At 69.3% G+C, this 18,941-nt stretch carries 13 protein-coding genes and 2 pseudogenes; 11 read left to right on the top strand and 4 right to left on the bottom strand.

Annotated features, from left to right (window positions below):
• Positions 1-54: 54 nt before the first annotated feature.
• From FVE89_RS22230 to FVE89_RS22210, 5 genes and pseudogenes are all read left to right on the top strand, one after another.
• Positions 55-1,404: a polysaccharide biosynthesis C-terminal domain-containing protein gene (locus tag FVE89_RS22230; RefSeq protein WP_160536442.1), complete on the top strand. Its 1,350-nt coding sequence runs from the start codon at positions 55-57 to the stop codon at positions 1,402-1,404.
• Positions 1,405-1,575: 171 nt separating this feature from the next.
• A complete protein-coding gene (locus FVE89_RS22225; RefSeq protein WP_160536441.1) occupies positions 1,576-2,946 on the top strand; it encodes a nucleotide sugar dehydrogenase in 1,371 nt (456 codons plus the stop codon).
• A gap of 135 nt (positions 2,947-3,081) precedes the next feature.
• Entirely contained in the window at positions 3,082-3,855 is a 774-nt protein-coding gene (locus FVE89_RS22220) for a response regulator transcription factor (RefSeq protein ID WP_160536440.1), read from the top strand.
• Between the two features lie 221 nt (positions 3,856-4,076).
• Positions 4,077-4,169: pseudogene (locus FVE89_RS22215) on the top strand (tRNA (N6-threonylcarbamoyladenosine(37)-N6)-methyltransferase TrmO); the annotation flags it as partial.
• A 224-nt stretch (positions 4,170-4,393) separates the two neighbouring features.
• A complete protein-coding gene (locus FVE89_RS22210) occupies positions 4,394-5,122 on the top strand; it encodes a substrate-binding domain-containing protein (RefSeq protein WP_160536439.1) in 729 nt (242 codons plus the stop codon).
• Positions 5,123-5,288: 166 nt separating this feature from the next.
• On the opposite strand, the pseudogene FVE89_RS31330 reads toward FVE89_RS22210, so the two are convergent.
• Positions 5,289-5,712, bottom strand: a pseudogene (locus FVE89_RS31330) (helix-turn-helix domain-containing protein); the annotation flags it as partial.
• Positions 5,713-6,984: 1,272 nt separating this feature from the next.
• On the opposite strand from FVE89_RS31330, the gene FVE89_RS22195 reads away from it, so the two are divergent.
• Together FVE89_RS22195 and FVE89_RS22190 are read left to right on the top strand one after the other, a co-directional pair.
• The gene (locus tag FVE89_RS22195) at positions 6,985-8,019 is read left to right on the top strand and encodes a nucleoid-associated protein (RefSeq protein WP_160536436.1); all 1,035 of its coding nucleotides are present in this window, start codon (positions 6,985-6,987) and stop codon (positions 8,017-8,019) included.
• On the top strand, positions 7,985-9,412 hold the full coding sequence (locus FVE89_RS22190; RefSeq protein WP_160536435.1) for a hypothetical protein: 1,428 nt from the start codon (positions 7,985-7,987) through the stop codon (positions 9,410-9,412). The genes FVE89_RS22195 and FVE89_RS22190 overlap by 35 nt, the downstream gene beginning before the upstream one ends.
• A 254-nt stretch (positions 9,413-9,666) precedes the next feature.
• Here FVE89_RS22190 and FVE89_RS22185 read toward each other — a convergent pair whose 3' ends face one another.
• From FVE89_RS22185 to FVE89_RS22175, 3 genes are read right to left on the bottom strand one after another with little or no spacing between them, the layout of a single operon-like run.
• The gene (locus FVE89_RS22185) at positions 9,667-13,089 is read right to left on the bottom strand and encodes an ATP-dependent helicase (RefSeq protein WP_160536434.1); all 3,423 of its coding nucleotides are present in this window, start codon (positions 13,087-13,089) and stop codon (positions 9,667-9,669) included.
• A 15-nt stretch (positions 13,090-13,104) separates the two neighbouring features.
• The gene (locus FVE89_RS22180; RefSeq protein WP_160536433.1) at positions 13,105-13,662 is read right to left on the bottom strand and encodes a hypothetical protein; all 558 of its coding nucleotides are present in this window, start codon (positions 13,660-13,662) and stop codon (positions 13,105-13,107) included.
• Positions 13,663-13,670: 8 nt separating this feature from the next.
• Complete coding sequence (locus tag FVE89_RS22175) at positions 13,671-14,234, bottom strand: hypothetical protein (RefSeq protein ID WP_160536432.1); 564 nt, start codon at positions 14,232-14,234, stop codon at positions 13,671-13,673.
• 198 nt (positions 14,235-14,432) lie between these two features.
• Here FVE89_RS22175 and FVE89_RS22170 point away from each other — a divergent pair, with 198 nt between their 5' ends.
• The 4 genes from FVE89_RS22170 (at position 14,433) to FVE89_RS22155 (ending at position 18,937) form a co-directional block, all read left to right on the top strand.
• On the top strand, positions 14,433-15,692 hold the full coding sequence (locus FVE89_RS22170; RefSeq protein WP_160536431.1) for a nucleotidyltransferase: 1,260 nt from the start codon (positions 14,433-14,435) through the stop codon (positions 15,690-15,692).
• The gene (locus FVE89_RS22165) at positions 15,686-16,159 is read left to right on the top strand and encodes a hypothetical protein (protein WP_160536430.1); all 474 of its coding nucleotides are present in this window, start codon (positions 15,686-15,688) and stop codon (positions 16,157-16,159) included. Before FVE89_RS22170 ends, FVE89_RS22165 begins: the two co-directional genes overlap by 7 nt.
• Positions 16,156-17,184 (top strand): CBASS cGAMP-activated phospholipase, encoded by a 1,029-nt coding sequence (locus FVE89_RS22160; protein ID WP_160536429.1) that lies wholly within the window; start codon positions 16,156-16,158, stop codon positions 17,182-17,184. Before FVE89_RS22165 ends, FVE89_RS22160 begins: the two co-directional genes overlap by 4 nt.
• A gap of 112 nt (positions 17,185-17,296) precedes the next feature.
• A complete protein-coding gene (locus tag FVE89_RS22155) occupies positions 17,297-18,937 on the top strand; it encodes a DUF2235 domain-containing protein (RefSeq protein ID WP_160536428.1) in 1,641 nt (546 codons plus the stop codon).
• Positions 18,938-18,941 lie beyond the last annotated feature (4 nt).

Below are 18,941 nucleotides of genomic sequence, written 5' to 3'. Positions count from 1 at the left end.
CGCCAAGGCAAGGCAAGACAAGACAAGACAAGACAAGACAAGGGACGATCGACCATGGCAGCTGCCCCGCCCACCCTCGCGGCGTCCTGCTCCTCGGCGAATGCCCTCCTGCGAAGGCTCGCCAAGACGAGCCTCCTCGCGTTCGGCGTCCAGATGTCCGGGGTCGCCCTGACCTACCTCGCCCAACGCGAGGCCGCGCGCCTCGCAGGCCCGGCGAGCTACGGGCTCTACGCCTACGTGACGGCGATCGTCGTGGTGGTCTCCTACGTCGCGGCGCTCGGCTACGATTCGGCGTTGGTGCGCTTCCTGCCGGCCTATCTCGAACGCGGGGTCCCCGGCACGGCGATCGGCCTCGTCGCGTTCGTCGAGCGCCGGGTGCTGAAACTGTCGCTCCGGATCGCCGCCGTCGGGGGCCTCCTCGTCGCGGCCGCGGCGACCCGGCTGACGCCGGACTCGGCCCTGACCTTTCTTCTCGGCCTCGTGCTGATCCCGGTCTGGGCGCTTCTCCTGGTGCGCTGCGCGATCATCCGCGCCTTCGGCCAGGCGATCACGGCGCTCGTGCCGGACCGGATCCTGCGCGACGGCGGCCTCCTCGCGCTCCTCGGTCTCGCCACCCTCGCCTCAACCCGTGAGGTCGGCGCCCCGGTGGTGATGGCCGCGACGATCCTGAGTTCCGTCGCCGCGCTCGCGATCGCCACGCGCCGGGCGCGCCGCCTGTGCGCCGCCTGCGAAGGCTCGCCCCTCGACGAGGAGGCCCCCGCGTGGCGCCGGGCGGCCTATCCGTTCCTCGCCCTCGTCGCCGCCGAGGTGCTCATCAACCGCTGCGGCGTGCTCCTGCTCGGTTCCACGGGGCAGGAGATCGAGGCCGGGTGCTTCGCCCTCATCACGAACCTCGCCGCTCTCGTGTTGCTGCCCCGACTCGCGGTCAACGCCTACTTCACGCCGCTGATCGCGCGCATCTACGCCCGCGGCGACTTGGCCGACCTGCGCGCGCTCGTTGCGTGGTCCTCGCTCTGGAGCACGCTGGGCGCCCTTGCGGTCGGCGTCACGGTCTGGCTCGCGAGCCCGCGTCTCCTCGCATGGTACGGGCCGACCTTCCTGATGGGGCGCACCGCGCTCGGCATCCTGATCGCCGGCCAGGTGATCGCGACGAGTGCGGGCGCGCAGTTGCAGCTCCTGAAGATGACCGGACGGGAGATCGCGGCCGCGGAGGTGCTCGCGGGAAGCCTCGCCGTCTACGTCGTCCTGGGGCTTCTCCTCGTGCCCGGCTGGGGGCTGCTCGGCGCCGCGGCGGCGAACGTTGCCGCTCTCCTGTCCTGGAACGGCCTGATGGCCCCGATCGTCTGGCGCCATCTTGGTATCCACCCGCTTCCGCTGCCGCGGCGGTTCACAGCGGTCCGCTGAACGTCTGCGCCCGCAGGATTGCGGGCGGAAAACTGCCTAGTCCAAATGGGCTAAGCCGTCTTCGTCCCGATCCTCTCCTTTTCATGGGCTGTGAAGCTGCCCCGGTCGATCCGATCATGAGGTGGACGCTTCGATCGTAACGAACCCTCATTCCCGCCGGAGACGCGACAGATGCTACAGGTTCCCGCCCGCTCGCCCCTGGTCCCGGCCCCGCGGAGCGCCGACGGCCTCAAGGCTCTCCTGACCGCCCGGGAGGCGCGCATTGCGATCATCGGGCTCGGCTATGTCGGCCTGCCGCTCGCGAGAGCCGCGTGGAAGGCCGGCTTCCGCATCCTCGGCTTCGACATCGACCAGGAGAAGGTGCGCCGGATCAATGCCGGCGAGAGCTACCTGCGCCAGATCGCGTCCGAGGAGATCGCCGGGGCGGTTGATGGGGAGCGGCTGGAGGCGACCACCGACTTCTCCCGGATTTGCGAAGCGGACGTGATCGTCATCTGCGTGCCCACGCCGCTCACCGCGCATCGGGAACCCGACCTCAGCCACATCGCGAGCACGCTCGATGCGATCGCCAACTTCGTCCGCCCGAGTCAGCTCCTGATCCTCGAATCGACGACCTGGCCCGGCACGACGCAGGAGGTCATGCAGCGCGCCCTTGAGCAGGAAGGCTTCACCTGCGGGACGGACCTCTTCCTCGCCTTCTCGCCGGAGCGCGAGGACCCCGGCAACCCGAAATTCTCGACGGTCGACGTGCCGAAGGTGGTCGGGGCGGACGATCCCGTCTCGCTCGACCTCGCCGATGCCTTCTACCGCGGGATCGTCACGACGACCGTGCGCGTGAGTTCGTCACGGACGGCGGAGGCCGTGAAGCTTACCGAGAACATCTTCCGCTCGGTGAACATCGCCCTCGTGAATGAACTCAAGACCATCTACGGCGCACTCGGCATCGACGTCTGGGAAGTGATCGATGCGGCCAGCACCAAGCCGTTCGGCTTCATGCCCTTCTATCCCGGGCCGGGTCTCGGTGGTCACTGCATTCCGATCGACCCGTTCTACCTGACCTGGAAGGCCCGCGAGCACGAGATCTCGACGCGTTTCATCGAGCTTGCCGGTGAGATCAACACGCAGATGCCGCACCTCGTCGTCGAGCGCCTGCACAACGAGCTCGACCGGCGCTTCGCCAGGGGCCTGACCGGCGCGCGGATTCTGCTCGTCGGTATGGCTTACAAAAAGAACGTCGAGGATATCCGCGAGAGCGCATCGCTCAAGCTGATGCGCCTTCTCGAACGCCGCGGCGCACAGGTCGACTACTTCGACCCCTATATCCCCAGCATCCCGGGAACGCGCGAGTACGTGGAATTCGCCGGCCGCACGAGCGTTGCTTGGCCGCACCAAAACAAAGCCCCCTATGATGCCGCGCTGATTGCGACGGACCACGATTGCGTCGATTACAAATCCTTCGCAGAGTCCATTTCCTTGATAATTGATACCAGAAACGTGTACAGTCGTCTTGGGCTAAGCTTATCGGGTATTGTAAAGGCATAATGCAATATATGCCGTCATCCGGCGGCAAAAAAGCATTGCAGATTCCCCCCAATTCAAGCATCCTTATCAGCTCACCATTTATAGAAAAAACGACGATCCTCACGATGGTGAAATCAGACGCGGGAGGTTTATGACATGTCTGGTCATCTTGGCTTAAGATCGCTTAAGTCCTCGGGAGCAAATTCGTTCGTCGCAGCCCATCCTTCCATCGCGTCCATCGAAGTCGATCACAACCATCGTGATGACAGGGTCATCGTGATCGGCGATCGTGAATTTGCCGTGGCCGGCATCAAGTCAATTCTCACGAACAATGGATTTCAGGTTTTCTGCACGCGTCGGAGCTGGCGCGGGATCGATGTACCCGTTTCCGATCGTGCGACACCTTTCCTCATCATCTTCGACATCGCAGACGGTCAAACCTTCGACAGGAACGACGTGCTCGCGCTGCGTCACCTGTTTCCCAACGCGCGTATCGTCCTGCTCCACGATCAGTCGCGCGAGGACGGTGATTTCCAATGGAAGATCGCCGGCACCAACGCGATCCTGAGTCGCAACGTCGATCAGGAGACGTTGCTGAAGTTGCTCAATGTGGTGCTCGCCGGCTATGGCGTGATCTCGCACCACATGCTGACACGACTCCGGCCGCCTTCGCGGGTCCAGAGCAATCGTTTGCTGGCCGGAAAAGGGCTCCCCGCCGCGGTTCCGCTCTCCGAGCGCGAGAATGAAATTCTCGGCTGTATTGCAGAAGGCTACGCGAATAAGCTTATCGCTCGACGATTCACGATCTCGGAGGCGACGGTCAAGATCCACGTCCGCGGCATCCTGCGCAAGCTCAACGTGCAGAATCGAACGCAGGCTGCCATCTGGTCGCTACAGAGGGGCGTCAGCGTCGGTCCCTTGGCCAGCTAGATGTCATTGCTACGGAGGTTGTCCATCCGAGGGTGTCGAGCGAGGCTGTGGTTGCGAAGCCTGCAACCCCGGACCCGGAGACTCGGATGGACGCCATCAAGGGGCACACGCTGACGGTTAGAGCCGCGCCCGATCGCGTTGCCATCGAGCGCGGCTCTCAGCCTTTGTCGCGACGCGCTCTCTCGCGCCGAACCGGATTCCACTTCGGCGGAGAGCGCTCCCAAGGCCTCGACTGCCTGGATGGGACGCCGCTCCTCGACCTCAAGCCAGACCGGTCCCTCTTCACGCCCATCGCCCCACCGCAGCCCGGCGACGACGCGACCGATATCCGACACCTCGACCGGCTGCGTAAAACGTCCGCGCCCGGGGTGCCGTCAATCGGTGATCAGGCTATATCCAATCGGATTCACCTTGAGGCAGTTGTCCGGAGATATACTTGATCACCTCTTACCTCCGCGCGCCGACACGTGCGCTTCGTCTAGCGGCGCTCCTGGGATCTATCGCGCTGACCTTTGCGACTGAAGCACGGGCGGCACCGGTGCGGGTCTACGCGGCTGGCAGCCTCGTGGCCGCCCTGAAAGACGTGATTGCCGCCTCCGGCCTACCCGCGGAGGCGGTGGCCGCACCCACCTTCGGGCCAGCTGGGCTGCTGCGACAACGGATCGAGGACGGAGAGGAGGCGGACCTCTATCTCTCGGCCGACCTGGCAGGCCCGCGCCGCCTCGCCGAGGCGGGCAAGGCCAAGGCCGTCGTGCCATTCGCCCGCAACAGGCTGTGCGTGCTCGCCCGCGCCGATCTCGGCCTGACCCCGGACAATCTGCTCGACCGCCTGCTTGAGCCCGACTTGCGGCTGGCGACCTCGACGCCCGGCGCCGATCCCGGGGGCGACTATGCCCAAGCCGTCTTCGAGCGTGCCGAGTCCGTGCATCCCGGCGCCAAGGCCGTGCTGGACAGGAAGGCGCTCAAGCTGCTCGGCTCGCCAAACGCGATGGTGCCGATGGCGGGCCGCAGTCCCAGCGCCACCGTCTTCCTGGGCAACAATGCCGACGCGCTCCTGTACTACTGCAGCGGCCAAGGCGGCACGATGAAGGAGGCGCCCGGTCTCAGCCTCGTGCGACTGCCGTCCAATCTGTCGGTGCCGGCGACCTATGCCATGGCGCTCATCACCGACAACCCGGACGCGATGCGCCTCGCCCTGTTCCTCGTCTCCGAGAAGGGGCAGGCCATCCTTGCCCGCCACGAGCTCGCGCCGATCAGCGGGCCGTGAAGCAAGCGCGACGATCCCGGTTTCGCGGTCAATCCGCCGGAAGAAGGCCGAGCTTGATCTGCGCGTTCGGTGCGCGGCCGATCTCAATCGTCACCGGGCCGGCGCCGGAAGCGAAGCGCAGGCTCTTGCGGACCTCCGGGCAGCTCACCTCTCCGCCGATGCGCTCATCCTGACGGACCTCGATCCAGGCTTGGCGGGCCGCCCTCACGTCCGCGCGCTCCTGCTCAGCCGCGACGAGAGCCCTTTTTACGGCTGATGCCGTGGCGGGCGAAGAAGCGCGACAGGCTGCTCGTGCTGGTCGTCACGCCCCGGGCGGCCAGGGTCACGCGCGGGGCTCGTGCAGAAAGAGCTGCGGCTCGCGCTCATAGGTGAGGAGGATCAGCGCGGCCTGTGCCGCGATGGCCCGCGCGTGCGGGTCGCCGCCCCGGGCATGCAGGGCGGCCTGCTGACCCTCCTGCCGGAGCCGCGCCGCCCAACGGCTCAGGCTCGACACGCTCACCCTGAAGCGGGCTGCCGCCGCATGGCAGGAGGCCCTCTGTGGCGGCCGCAACAACGCGCTCACGCAGATCGATCGACACGGAGGACGGCAACAGGCTCTTCAGCCCACCAACCGGTCAGGTCAGACCGCGTTGCGGAGCGAACCGGCACCGCTCTGATCGAACGATTCGGTCGGCTGATGCGGAGAACGTGACGGCGGGAGACATCCCGTTCCGCAAAGCGTGGCTTCAGGCGATTGTCGACAGGGTGGAGGTTGGGGCGGACGTGATCCGCATCATAGGCGACCAGGCAGGCCTGGAGGCGCCTATCGCCGGGGCAGGCTCATCATCCACGCCCGGTCTTCGCAGTTCTGTACGGAAATCTAGGGCGTCAGATAAGGCGCGACTACCCCCTCAACGATATCAACCCTTTAGCGTCAGCGCCAAGCACTCCAAGCCCGACTTCGCGCCAACAAAGAGCCGACTTTTACGCCTCTGCGCCATCAAACACCCGACTCCCGGTTGGCTGGGCCCACACGGCTCGAAAATCGGTCTATGAGGATGCTCAGCCGCCCGCATCAAGGCGCGCATCGATGAGCAAGCCGCCGAACCCGAAGATAGAACCTCTGTTGGCGCCAAATCGGATCTCAGCGGGCGGCAGATCGAACCATATGGGTGCAAGTTATTGAAGGACGATAGAAAACCGCTTCAGCACCCAGCAACTGCGCCCGACAGCCACACGCCCCTATCCTCCGGCACGCCACCGACCTCGCCTCCGCGCCGACGGGACGTCGGGCTCTCCTTCCCTCGCATCCGCTCGGCGAGCCGGGTCAGCTGACGTAGGCCCGTCGACAGCGTCACAACCACCTCTTCTCTGTCGGCCATCCCCGACCCGTCCATAACCCGGGCAGCAAATTCATGGCATCGTCCGGGAATGGCGGTTGTGCCCGGTGAGTGCGACGGCTCGGCCTCCCCGCGACATGACGGCTTTCCCGGCGAAACGGCCGCCGGGTAAGGCGAAATCGTGTCGGGCCAATGGTGGCGCCCGGTCGTGGTGAAGGTGGCGGTCGATAGGGCCGCCGGTGGCGTACGGTCGCTGCTTTTCCTGCCAAATGGCTGCCAGAGCTTAGCTTCGGCTCCCACCCTAGCGGACGAACCGTGACGCGGGTGATCACGGCATCGCGCCGAGTTCTCTCGCAGCGCCGCCTGCCATCGCGCCGCGAGGTTGCATCGCGCTGGCAATCATGAGAACATAAGCAGAACAAGACAGACGTCGGGCCGATTGTCCCGGTTGAAAACCATCCTGAGGTTGAATGACCGCGGGCGGGATCCGGCTGCCCTCGCTATACCGGTCGTGAGAGGAACGATGCGACCCCAGGGAGCGAGATGGCTTTTCTGACCGATGCGGAGAAGGACGCATTGTCGATCCGGCGGATGATCTTCCATGTGGTCGGCAAGGACCTCGACGAGCCAACCCTCCTGCCGGAGATCACCCCGCTTCAGGAGCCAGCCTTTTTCCTCGCGCGGGTGCGCTCGGCCCTGACCGGCAACCTGTTCGCGTTTCGCGTCGGTTCCGGCGTCGAGGCGGCGCTCCGCGGCATCGCGGGAGGCGGCGACTTCACAGCCGGGACGCAGGCATTGGCCCGGGACTTCCATACCCGGCACCGCTCCGGGACGAGCAACGGGGCGTTCCTCGTGTTCGAGCTCGGGGTCGGCACGGACGACCCGGTCTACGCGCTGGTCAAGTACGACCACGACGAGGTGGTCCGCTACTCGCTCGGTGCCGCACAGCCTCGCCTCGAACGGCTCCAGGAGGCGTTCGTGAAGAAACCGGAAGCCATGCAGAAGATCGCCCTTGTTCGCCTGGCGCCGGGGTCGGGCGGCCATGTGATGGTCCGCGACCGCAGCAAGCGGACGCACATCTCGGAATACTTCGAGGGCTTCCTGAACGCGCGCCGCGTGAACGAGCCGGGCGACCTGTCCGGCAAGCTCGTCGAGGCCGTCAAGGTCGCCTACAAGACCCATAAGCCCGATCTGCCCGCGGATGTGCAGGCCGGCGGCGTCAACCGGCTTTACGATGTCCTGCGGCAGGGCGGCCAGCGCTACGACCCGGAAGATCGCGAGCCGCTGCTGACGGCGCTCTTCGGCGTGCTGCCGGAAGGTGCGTCGATCCGAGGGACCCTGGAGCGCCAACTGCGGGACCGCGGCGTCGCGGAGGAATCGTTCGAGATCGATCCGGAGCGCGTGCAGAAGCCTCGTAAGCGCGTGATGGAGACCCAGGAGGGCGTGCTGGTGCTTTACGACGAGGCGCACAGGCCGACCCGGACGACGATGCCCGACGGGCGGGAGAGGATCGAGATCCTGACGGCGGGGGTCCTAAGGGACGATGTCGACACTGAGAACCGTTCACGCGGCCGTTGAGGCGAGCCGGTCTGCACCGGGCTTCGTCGTCAACGAGGACGCCGGCCGGATGACGGTCGCCGGGATGCTGTCGCGGGAGGCACTGACGGCTTGGCAGGCCGTCGCCGATGCCGGCGCGCCGTGGCTGACGCTCGACTGCCTCGACGGCTCGGACGACCACGTGGCGCCGCGGGATGCACCCGACGGCGACAGGGTGCGCGTGACGCTGACCTATGCGCGCCGCGACGGAGCCGAGCACCTTTTCACGCCCGAGGGTTGGCGATCCCTGTTGCTCGATGCCGACCGCGCCTGCCGCGTTTCGGCAGTGCGCCTAGCGTTCATCAGGGCCGCCGACGGCTTCCGCACGCGCGGGCACGTCGTCGAGCCTTGGGTCGACGCCCCGGCGGTCGCCCCGGTGCCGGAACCCCGCCCGGAGGCCGGACCTAGGCGGGTCGTCCGCAGCCAATCCCCCGACCAGATGGCGCCTCCCCGGATCGAGCCCTACGTGGCCGGAGCCGCAAGGGTCGAGGGTCCCGCCGCCCCGGCGTGGCGGGAGGCAGCCGGAACGATGATCGCCCTGTCGCTGCCGAACGAGCTCTACCGCGACGGCGCCACGCCCATGGCGATGCTCGCCGGCCAGCCGCCGCGCAAGCTCACGCTGGGGGACGGTGGTCTCGGCGCGGATGGGTTCGATGCGCAGCAGGCCGCCGCGGCCTGGGTTTACCTGGAGGGCACCGACGTCGAGGTGCGGCATACCTTCCTGTCTGCCGAGCTGTCGCGGGAGTGGACCGCGGGGGAGAGCTTCCGGGCGGGGCTGCCGAAGCGGGTCGGGCCGGCCCTGGACTCGGCCCGGCTTCTGTACAAGGCGCACCTACGCGCCGGCAGCAAGGACACGTTGAAGGCCTTGTCCGATCTGCGCAAGACGCTGTCGGACGAGGTACAGAAGCTCCTCCAGCAGTCCCGCGACCTGTCCGCGGCCGTGTGGAGGGACGTGGCCGTGGCGATCGGCGCGCTCGTGGTCCGGCTCGCCATCGACGCCGCGAAAGGCGGAGGTGCCGGGGGAGCCGGCTTCGCCGGGCTGTACGCCGTCGTGGCGGCGTATGTCGGCATCTCCTACGCCGTGTCGGTCTCGACGAACCGCCGGTTCCTCGGCGTCGTCGAGGCGTCCAGGTCGGCGTGGCGCACGAAGCTCTACGGCTTTCTCGACGACGCCGATTATGACGCACTGGCCGACGGCCCGCTCGCCGGGGCTATGGCTGCCTATCGGCGCGCCGAAGGTCGAACGACGGCGGTGGTTTGGGTCGTGGTCTTCGTCATGCTGGCCGCTGCGGCCATGGAGGCGGGGTGGGTCGACCCGGACGCGCTGCGCAGCTGGCTGGCGACGGCTCATGCCCGGGTGCCGGCGGCGCACTAGGCGAAGCGCGGCTGACCCGCGGGCCCGGAGCCGGCAGCCGGACCGGAGCCCGGCACCTCAAGGTCGGGCGAATGGTGCCGCCGTGTCGCAGCTTAGATGACGGCTGATCGGGTACGTCGTGGCGTGCGGTCGGCACTTTACCGGTCAAATAACCGCCACGGCTCACGATTTTCATCTCAGGCACCTGAGCCGGGCCCGACGCAGTCGGCTACGGTATCGTCCGCAGCGTAGTCACGACCTGGTCCAGCCGTCGGCTACGCCCCATCGGGACGGTGAGCCGCGAGGATGCCCGCCGGTACGGGCCCGCAGGTCACGTAGTGCGGGCACCGCGGGCAGGTCCTCTCGTCGGGTTCCGGGGGGAAGTCGCCCGCGAGGATGCCCTCCGCGATCAGTCGCAGCTTGCGCTCGCGGTTCGTTCGCTTCCTCGGGGTCAACGGGATGTCCATCACGCCGTCCCCGCTCAGGTGGATGGCCTCGACCCGCGCACCCGGGCCGTGGCGCAGGCCGGCCGCCATGAGATATGCGGCGTAGACGAGGTCGTCCTCCTCTTCCTTCCTCCGCCGGCCGGTCCGCACCCTTCGGTAGACCGTGGCCGCCCCATCGCCGCGCACCTCGTCGGGCAACACGACGAGGCCGAGGCCGCCGAGATCGATGGCGACGGGCTCGCGCAGCCCGGGGACATGTCCTTCCCGGGTTCGCATGAGCGCCTCCACCAGTTCGAACCCCATCCGTCGGAGCTCCTCGGAATATCCCTCGGTCGGTCCCTTCTCGGACCAGACCACGTCGAAGCGCGCCCGCACCGCCTCAAGCGGGAGGCCCCAATTCCGCGCGTCCTCCCTGAGCCAGCGCAGTACCTCGTGCACCACGTCGTGCATCCTGACGAAGGGGGTCGAGCGGCGACCGCCGGCCGCGCCCAGCACGTGCGTGTAAAAGAAGCGGCGGGGACACCGGTCGTAGAGTGAGATCTGCTCGGCGGTGAAGGAGGGCGGCCCCTCCCACGCGACGCCGATCCGGTGACGGTCGGGCTCGGGCGCCTCGCGCAGGTGCAGCGGCGGATCGGGCACGTCCCGCACGACCTCGGCGACCTTGTCGAGGAAGGGCGAGAGCGGGCGCCCGCTTCCGTTCGCCTTGCGGCGCGCTGCGAGGAGGGTGAGGTGACGCCGTGCCCGGGACGCCGCGACGAAGAAGAGGCATTCCTCCTCCTCGGCATGACCGCGCCGGACCGCGTCCAAGCCCGACAGACCCTCGGCGCCGGCGACGAGCCCGTCCGGGGGCGGGCAGCGCGGGGTCCGGCCGCCGCTCGGAAATCCCTGGCCGACCATGCCGGGGATATGCACGGCCTCGAACTCCAGGCCCTTGCTGGCGTGGACGGTCATCAGGCTGACCCCGTCCATCGCGGCCGCGGCCGCGGGCATCTGGCGGAGATCCCGCTCCTCGGACAGGAGGACCAACCGCCTCGTGCGGTCCAGCAGGCGTTGGATCGGGAGCCCGTGGCCCGGCGGCAGCTCGCGGCAGAACGCGAGGAACTGCCAGAGGGCCACCATTCGCATCCGGTCCCGGGTTCGGAGCGGCGGGCGGGGATCGGGCAGCAGGTACCGGTGGTCGAACAGCAGGCGGCACAGCGCCTCCCAGGGGTGGCTGGCCGCGCCTAGGCCCTCAAGGTCGGCGCGGAGGTTCGCCAGCGCCGTCGCCGCCTCGGCGCCGAGCGGGACCGCTGATTCCGTCGCCCATGCCATCGGCTCCTCGCACCGCGCGAGGACGCGCTGGAGGCGGCCGACATCTTCGAGCGGCATCGCGTACCGTGGCATGCGCGCGACCCGGGCCAGGGTGCCGGCCTTGGGATCGACCAGCAACGCCAGGACGGCGAGCAGGTCGCGGATCTCGTCCCGCTCGAACAGGGTGCCGAGAAACAGCACGGGAACGTCGCGCCGTTCGAGCGCCGCCGCGACCGCGGCCAGGCGGGCGTTGCCTCGGCACAGGACGGCCTGATCCCGGAAGTCCACGCCGTGGACCTGCCGAAGTTCGAGGATGCGGGCGGCGACCGCGGCGGCCTCGTCCTCCGGGCGTTCGACCGTGCGCGTCTCGGGGTGCGCGTGCGAGGCACCCGCGTGGGCGGTGAGGTCGAGCGGAAGGACGCCGCGCGAGGCCGCCATGTCGGTCGCGAAGGCCGAGAACGTCGCCACGATCTCTGCCGACGAGCGGTAGTTCACCGTCAAGCGCCCGATCCGGCGCCCGGGGAAATCGGCCTCGAAGCCCGTCATGTTTGCCGAGGCGGCGCCCCGGAACCGGTAGATGGATTGGCGGGAGTCGCCGACGACCCAGAGCCGCTCGCCTCCGCCCGCCAGCGCCTTGAGAAGCCTGACGCTCGCCCGGTTCACGTCCTGGTACTCGTCGACGAGGATGTGGCGGTGCTTGGCGCGCAGGATGTCCAGGGCGTCGCGGTCCCGCTCCAGCAGGAGCGTCGGCCGCATGACGAGGTCGCCGAAGTCGAGCCGACCGAGCCGCCGCATCTCGGCGTCGTAGACGCAGTAGACCGCCGCGACCTCGATGGCCTTCTCGGCGCGCAGCCGGGCCTCCCCGTCGTCGCCGGCCCGTTCCGCCATCCGCTCGGCGAGGGCCATGTACGCGTCCGGAAGGGTGAGTTCGTCCTTCGCCCGCGACACCGCGGCGAGGATGTCGCTCAGTTCGAGCGTGGGGTCGTGCAGGTTCCGGAAGTGATGGAGCGGCAGCCGCGGAACGAGATCTTCGAGCATGCCGACGGCGTCGGCCTTGTCCACGAGCCGCGGGTCGTCGGGCAGCCCTTCGCGGTCGTGGAACTGCCGCAGGACGTCGAGGCCGAAGCCGTGGAACGTGCCGATCCAGGCAGCGGCGGCCGCCTCGGGCAGGCGGGCGGTCAACCGCTCGACGAGTTCGCCCGCCGCCTTGTTCGAGAAGGTGAGGACGAGGATCTCGGATGCCGTCGCGCCCCGGTCGAGGAGCCGTTCGATGCGGCTGACCAGCGTGCGCGTCTTCCCAGTACCGGGCCCCGCCTGCAGGAGGAACGGAGTACCCTCGTGGAAGGCGGCGGCCCGCTGGCTGTCGTCGAGCGGAGGTCCGGCCACGGCACCGGGCTCGGCGCGCGGCCGGTGTTCCGGCAGCAGCAGGCAATCGGCCAACTGCTGGGCGACGAGGGCGTGGGGAAGCCCGGTGAGGCGGACGATGTCGGTGGCGCCGTGCCCGTCCTCCAGGAAGAGGCGTCGCGCCAAGGCCCGCGGCAGGACCAACTCGCGGGCGAACAGGTCGGCCTGCAGCTCCCGGCGCTCGCGCCGGCCGTAACCCTCGACCTTCTCCACGCCCGTGGCGGCGGCCTCCACCGCGCGGCTCGGGTCGATGTCGCCGTCGACGATGACCTCGTCGGGATCGTGCAGGACGGCGTGCCCCAGCTCGTGCCCCGCGAGCAACGCCTTGGCCGTCGGGTCCCCGCGATCCTCGCAGGCAATGGCCGGGAGGCTCGGGTCGTAGAGGCCGCGCCCGCCGCGAAGGTAGGCATCGCCGGGGCGCAGCCAGCTGAGATCGATCTCGTGGGCATCGATGGCCGCGACCACGAGATCAAGGGGGCGAAGCGGATCGGCGCCCCCCTCGACCGCCGCCGCGTGGACCTCTGCCGCCCTCGACCTGACAACCTCGAACGCGTCCACGGCGGCGATGTCCCTCTAAAGCGATGCCAGGTACCGCTTCTGCTCGTCGCTCAGCCCCGAACTCTCGATGGCCTCGGCCAGCGATTGCTTCTCGACGGCCTCCGGCTTGCCGTCCGACTTGAACCGCGCGGCCACGGGCACCCGCGCCGGCCCCGCGAGGAAGCGGGCAAGCTCGTCCGCGCCGGTCCCGAGCGCCTCGGCCAGACGTGCCAGGAACCCGGCGCTCAGATCCTCGACGCGGATGAGCCGGTCCTTGAGCCGCCCGAGGAAGTTCAGGTTGCAGCCGAAGCTGCGCGCCACGCCGCGCAATCCTCCGTCGGCCCGTACGGCGAAGGGGTCGATCCCGGCTTCGGCCGTCGACGCAACCGGTGCGGCAGCGGTTGGGGCAGGGCACGCGTCGGCGGCGCAGGCGGCGTGGGCACGCTCGAAAGCGGCGTCCGCGATGGCGACGAGTGTGTCCGGGTCCTCTCCGATGGCGAGCAGCTCCGCCTTGAGCTCCTCGGGAGAGGCCGCCAGGATCCCCTCGATGTAGAGGTCATCCAGGGCATCCAGGAACCTCTCGTCCTTGGTCATGTCTCGGTTCATGATCTCCATCCTTTCGGGTAGCGGAGGGAGAGCGCCTTCCTGATGCGCTTCTTCGCGTAGTCGAGATCACCCTGTGCCAGCCCGGTGCGCTCCCTCAGCGCCTTGCCGGCGAGCTCGTCCCTGAGGGCTTCGAGCACCGCGAGCTCCTCCGGCTGGTCCCGGAACATCTCGAACACCTCCGCGATGATCCTCGCCCTCTCCTGGGCGTCGATGATGGCGTCCTCCGCGCTACCGGCCCTCGGCTTCTCGCCGAGCCGGGCGCGCATGTGGGCGTCGACCTCCTCCGCGTCGTCGGTCGCAACCGACCGCTTCTGCTTCTCCCGCTCGTGCGAGACGAGGCTGCGCATCACGCCCACGAGGTAGGCGACGACGTTCAGCTCCCGGCCGCACTGCCTCGTGCCGAGCAGGGTCCGACAGATCGCCTCGTTCAGGAGGTCGCCCGGGTTGAGCGCAGTGCCCCCGCATAACCGCTTCGCGACGACGACCAGTTTCTTGCGGTCGTCGCGCGACAGGCCGCGGTAGGCCGCCCCGAATTCCTCCGGGCTGAGGTCATCGCCCACCCGTTCGCCCCCGGCTCGCCTCCGCAGCCGGCCGCCCGGCCAAACGTCCGACCGACATCCCCTATGCCCCCCGCCCGCGATTTTCAGAATCCGCGCCGGCCAAATTCTGAGACGCGAGCTTGGCCGGCATACCTCGGCAGGATGCCACGGACGCAGGGGTTTTCAACCTTGACGAGCGTCCAGCCAAGGAGCGAATTCATGAACCACTTCCGACAGCCCCCCGACATCGACCCCTTCGCCAGCGCGCTCGATGCGGTCATGGCCGACATCGCCATCTCGGTGCAGCTGCCGCCGGGCCTGCACGCGAAGGCGGGGGGGCGCTACGAGGCCATCCGCGAGTTCGCGGAACGCCCCGGCACCCCGTTGAACGGGCGCATCCTGCGCTTCTACCCGCAGGGCAGCATGGCCATCGACGCGACGACGTCGACGCGTGGTACGGACGACGAGTACGACCTCGACATCGTCGCGGCGCTCGACCTCGATCCGCATGCCGATCCGGACGAGGTGCTCGACCTGCTGTACCGCTCGCTGGAGGGGTACCCGACCGGCCAGAAGGTCGAGCGCCAGACCCGGTGCGTGACCGTGCGCTATGCCGACCGGATGCACGTCGACGTGACCCCGGCGGTGCGGCTGGGACACGGCGCGGAACGGGTCAGCCACATCTTCCACGCCCACCCGGACAAGCCCGCGTCGGAGCACTTCCACGTGCCGATGAACGCCTACGGCTTCGCCGAATGGTACCGGGCGCGCACGCCGCTGGAGCGCCGGTTCGCGGCCGCCTTCAACAAGCGGCTGCACGAGGCCTACGGCATGGAGGTGCGGGCGGACGCCGAGGTCGACGAGATCCTCGACCAGGTGCCCATCATCGTGAAGGCGGTGGCGACCGTCGCCCTGCAACTGCTCAAGCGCCACCGCAACGTGGCCTACGCCGGCGCCACCGGGCGCATCCCGCCCTCGGTGATGCTCTCCTGCTTCGCGGGGCAGGCCTCGCAGCCGGGCCTGCCGCTCACCGACATGGTGATCCGCCTCGCACGCACGGTGGCGAGCGCCTTGCGAGCGGCCAGCGCCCGGCGTCAGCGCATCAAGGTCGTCAACCCCGTCCACCTGGAGGACTGCTTCACCGACCGCTGGCCGGAGAACCTCGCCCAGCAGGACGCGTACGCCGCCAAGCTCACGGACCTCGCCGACGGCCTCGCGTGGATCAAGCAGCACGGTTCGAGCCTGGAGGACATCCAGGACTGGCTGCGGGAGCGCTTCGGCAGCCACGTCGTCTCGACCTCGGTCCGCCGCTTCAACGACCGGACCGGCCGGGCGGTCCAAACGGGTCTCCACGCCTACACGCCCAGGGGCGGCCTCTACGTCCCGAGCCGTCCGGCGCTGGTCGGCGTCGGCGGCGCGGCCGCCGCGGCGCCGGCCCGGGCGAGCGCCCACACCTTCCGCGGGGGGCGCCGGTGGTAAGCGTCTTCCCCTCCATCGCCGACCAGGACCGGGCCATCCGGGCCTCCTGGCCATCGTTCCGGCTCGTCGAGCGCTCCGAGCGGACGGCGACTTGGCTCGGCACGCTCAAGCCTTTCATGCTCGCCTACGAGGTGCGGGTCTCGTACCGGGTCCCCCTCGTCGTCGAGCGCATCGCCCCCCTGCGGCAGCAACCCGAGGTCCGGGTGATCTCGCCGGCCCTCCGGCGCCGCCCGGGGGATGGCGAGGGCCCGCTGCCCCACGTCTACGTCGATCGGGCCGGCGACCCGGTCCTCTGCCTGTTCGACCACGAGACCGGCGAGTGGACCCCGTTCCGCCTGATCGCCGAGACGACCATCCCCTGGGCCCTCGACTGGCTCGGTTGCTACGAGGGCTGGCGCGCGACCGGACGGTGGTCCGGGGGCGGCCGGCATGCCGAACCCCCTGCCGCCAAGGAAGCCGGACGATGAGCTACGTTCCCCCGCGCCGCTCCGACGGCACCCAGCAGGACCGCAGGCAGCCCCTGCCGTGGCCCAAGGACCGGCCCTTCCGGATCCTCTCCGTCGACGGGGGCGGCATCTGCGGCATCCTCCCGGCCGCGGTGCTCGCCGAGCTTGAGGGCCGCTTCCTCGAAGGGCGCTCGGTCGCCCGGCACTTCGACATGATCGCCGGGACCTCGACCGGCGGCATCATCGCCCTCGCGCTCGCCCACGGCCTGACGGCGCGCGAGATCCGCGATGTCTACGTCGAGCGCGGCGGCAACATCTTCCCGCCCCCGTCGCGGATCGAGCGCCTCACCCGGTTCGTGCGGCAGCGCTACCGCTACGTCTACGAGCGCAAGCCTCTCGAAGACGAGCTGCTGCGGATCTTCGGGGAGACCACCTTCGGCGAGGCCCGGACCCGGCTCTGCATCCCCGCCTTCGAGGGGTTTCACGGCGAGCCGTTCGTCTTCAAGACGCCCCACCACCCCGCGTACCGGAAGGACCGCTCCGAGCGCATGGTCAGGGTCGCCCTGAGCACCGCGGCCGCCCCGACCTACTTCGAGGCCCTGTCGAACAACGGCTACGTGATGGTCGATGGCGGCCTGTGGTCGAACAACCCGACGATGAACGCGGTGGTCGACGCGCTCGCCTGCTTCGATATCGACCGCGGCCAGATCCAGGTGCTCAGCCTCGGCTGTGGGGAGACCGCGTTCAAGGTCGACGCCAACAAGACCTCCGGCGGCATGATCCAGTGGCGCGGCGTCATCCAGGCGGCCATGAAGGCGCAGTCGCACAACGCCCTCGGGCAGGCGGGTCTGCTCATCGGTCGTGACCGGCTGACGCGCATCGACGCGCCGGAGAGCACAAACCCCATCGCGCTGGACGACTACCTGCGTGCGAAGGCGGAGCTGCCGGCCATGGCCCGGGTCCTCGTCGAGGGCGCCGGGCGCGAGATCCGGCGGAGCTTCCTGGCCGACGAGGTCGAGCCGTATGCCCCGTGCCCGGTCGTCTGAGGCCGCCCGGGCGCGTCCCGAAATCTGAAACCCCGTCCCGGGCGGCATCGCTGCCCAGGACGCCGATGCGGCCGTCGCCCATCCCGGGCTCCGGCGTTCTGGAGGCAGGCGGATGCCCAAGAATATCGTGGTCTTCTCCGACGGCACCGGGCAGGACGGCGGCGTCCGCCCCGAGCAGCGCGTCAGCAACGTCTACAAGATGTACCGGGTCTGCAAGGTCGGGCCCGAGAGCGGCATCGACCCGGCGGAGCAGGTCGCCTTCTACGACCCGGGGCTGGGCACCGACATCGGCGCCACGGCCCTGACGGCGCCGGTGCGGTTCGTGCAGAAGATGGCCGCCTCCCTCTCGGGGCGCGGCATCACCACGAACATCGCCGACTGCTACCGCTTCCTCATCGACCACTACGAGCCGGGCGACCGCATCTACCTGATCGGCTTCAGCCGCGGGGCCTACACGGTCCGGTGCGTGGCCAACCTCCTGATGTACTGCGGGGTGCCCGCGCGGGGCGCCGCCGGCCCGCTGCTGCGCTTCCGCAAGATGACGCGGGACATCGCGCGCGAAGCGGTCGAGACGGTGCTGGAGCACGGCGCCGGCCACCCGCGCGCGGACTTCGACGCGGAGCGGCACGAGCTCGCCCGCCGGTTCCGGGCGCGGTACGGCTCGGACCACCCCGACGGCGGCGGCAAGTCCAATGTCGAGCCGTACTTCATCGGGACCTTCGACACGGTCGCGGCGCTCGGCGTCGCGGGCCCGAAGCGCACGCTGATCAAGGCCGGGCTCGTGGCCGCGGCGGTCATCCCCCTCGGCATCGCCATCGCGGTGACCGCCGCCCTGGTCGGGGGCGTTTCCTACCTGTTCGACGGCTCCTTCTGGAAGGCGGACCTGATCACCGCGGGCGTTCTCGTCGCCGCGTCGGCCGGGGCCGCCCTCGCGATTCGACGCCGGATCGTCGCCGCGAGGACCAAGACCATCGCGGATTGGCCCGGGCCCGGCCAATCGAAGAGCCACGTGGCGGAGTGGAAGGGCGAGAACTTCGACCGCCTCCTCAGTGCCCAGGTCGGCTACGCCCGCGCGGCCATCGCCATCGACGAGCGGCGCAAGGACTTCGACCGCGTGAGGTGGGGCCCCACCGAGGCTTGCCCGCCGCGGGCGCCGGGCGCGCCGGACCAGTTCCGGCAGTTCTGGTTCGCCGGCAACCACTCGGACATCGGCGGCAGCTACGAGGAGACCGAGTCCCGTCTGTCCGACATCGCGCTCCGGTGGATGCTGGAGCAGGCCGTCGGCGTCCCGGACGGCCTCAAGGTGGACGGGATGCCGGCCGTCGCCGACCTACGCCACCCGGTCGAGGTGATGCGGATCCCGCGGCTGCGCCTGCACCCGTCCGCCACCGGCGTGCAGCACTGCGAGGTGGCCGGCATGCGGGATGCCATCGCGGCCCGCGTTTCGGCCTCGTGGGTTCCGGGCTGGGTGCGACGCTGGGCGCAGGGCAAGACCTGGGAGGCCATGGACCGGGACATCAGGCCCGACGCCACGGTGCACCCGAGCGTCGACGAGCGCTTCCGCCTCGCGTCGGTGGTCCAGTGCGACGGGGCCGCGCCCTACCGCCCTGCGGGGCTGGCGCACCATGTCCGGTTCAGGCCGTTCTACGGAGATCCGGTGGCGGCCGCCGCGGAGCCGTCGAGAACTGTCGGGACGGGCGCGCCCACCCAGGGGCAGGCCCCTGACGACCGAGGCCGTGGCACCACGGGATGACCGG

This window comes from Methylobacterium sp. 2A, assembly GCF_009806555.1.
Taxonomy (GTDB): Bacteria; Pseudomonadota; Alphaproteobacteria; order Rhizobiales; family Beijerinckiaceae; genus Methylobacterium.
The sequence above is the reverse complement of the archived record's forward strand: the minus strand, read 5'-3'. Positions and strand labels throughout refer to the sequence as shown.

Bases quoted from the DNA above. Each gene is read 5' to 3' on its own strand.
- FVE89_RS22230 (WP_160536442.1), top strand. From the start codon at position 55: ATGGCAGCTGCCCCGCCCACCCTCGCGGCGTCCTGCTCCTCGGCGAAT.
- FVE89_RS22225 (WP_160536441.1), top strand. From the start codon at position 1,576: ATGCTACAGGTTCCCGCCCGCTCGCCCCTGGTCCCGGCCCCGCGGAGC.
- FVE89_RS22220 (WP_160536440.1), top strand. From the start codon at position 3,082: ATGTCTGGTCATCTTGGCTTAAGATCGCTTAAGTCCTCGGGAGCAAAT.
- FVE89_RS22195 (WP_160536436.1), top strand. From the start codon at position 6,985: ATGGCTTTTCTGACCGATGCGGAGAAGGACGCATTGTCGATCCGGCGG.
- FVE89_RS22190 (WP_160536435.1), top strand. From the start codon at position 7,985: ATGTCGACACTGAGAACCGTTCACGCGGCCGTTGAGGCGAGCCGGTCT.
- FVE89_RS22180 (WP_160536433.1), bottom strand. From the start codon at position 13,662: ATGACCAAGGACGAGAGGTTCCTGGATGCCCTGGATGACCTCTACATC.
- FVE89_RS22170 (WP_160536431.1), top strand. From the start codon at position 14,433: ATGAACCACTTCCGACAGCCCCCCGACATCGACCCCTTCGCCAGCGCG.
- FVE89_RS22160 (WP_160536429.1), top strand. From the start codon at position 16,156: ATGAGCTACGTTCCCCCGCGCCGCTCCGACGGCACCCAGCAGGACCGC.
- FVE89_RS22155 (WP_160536428.1), top strand. From the start codon at position 17,297: ATGCCCAAGAATATCGTGGTCTTCTCCGACGGCACCGGGCAGGACGGC.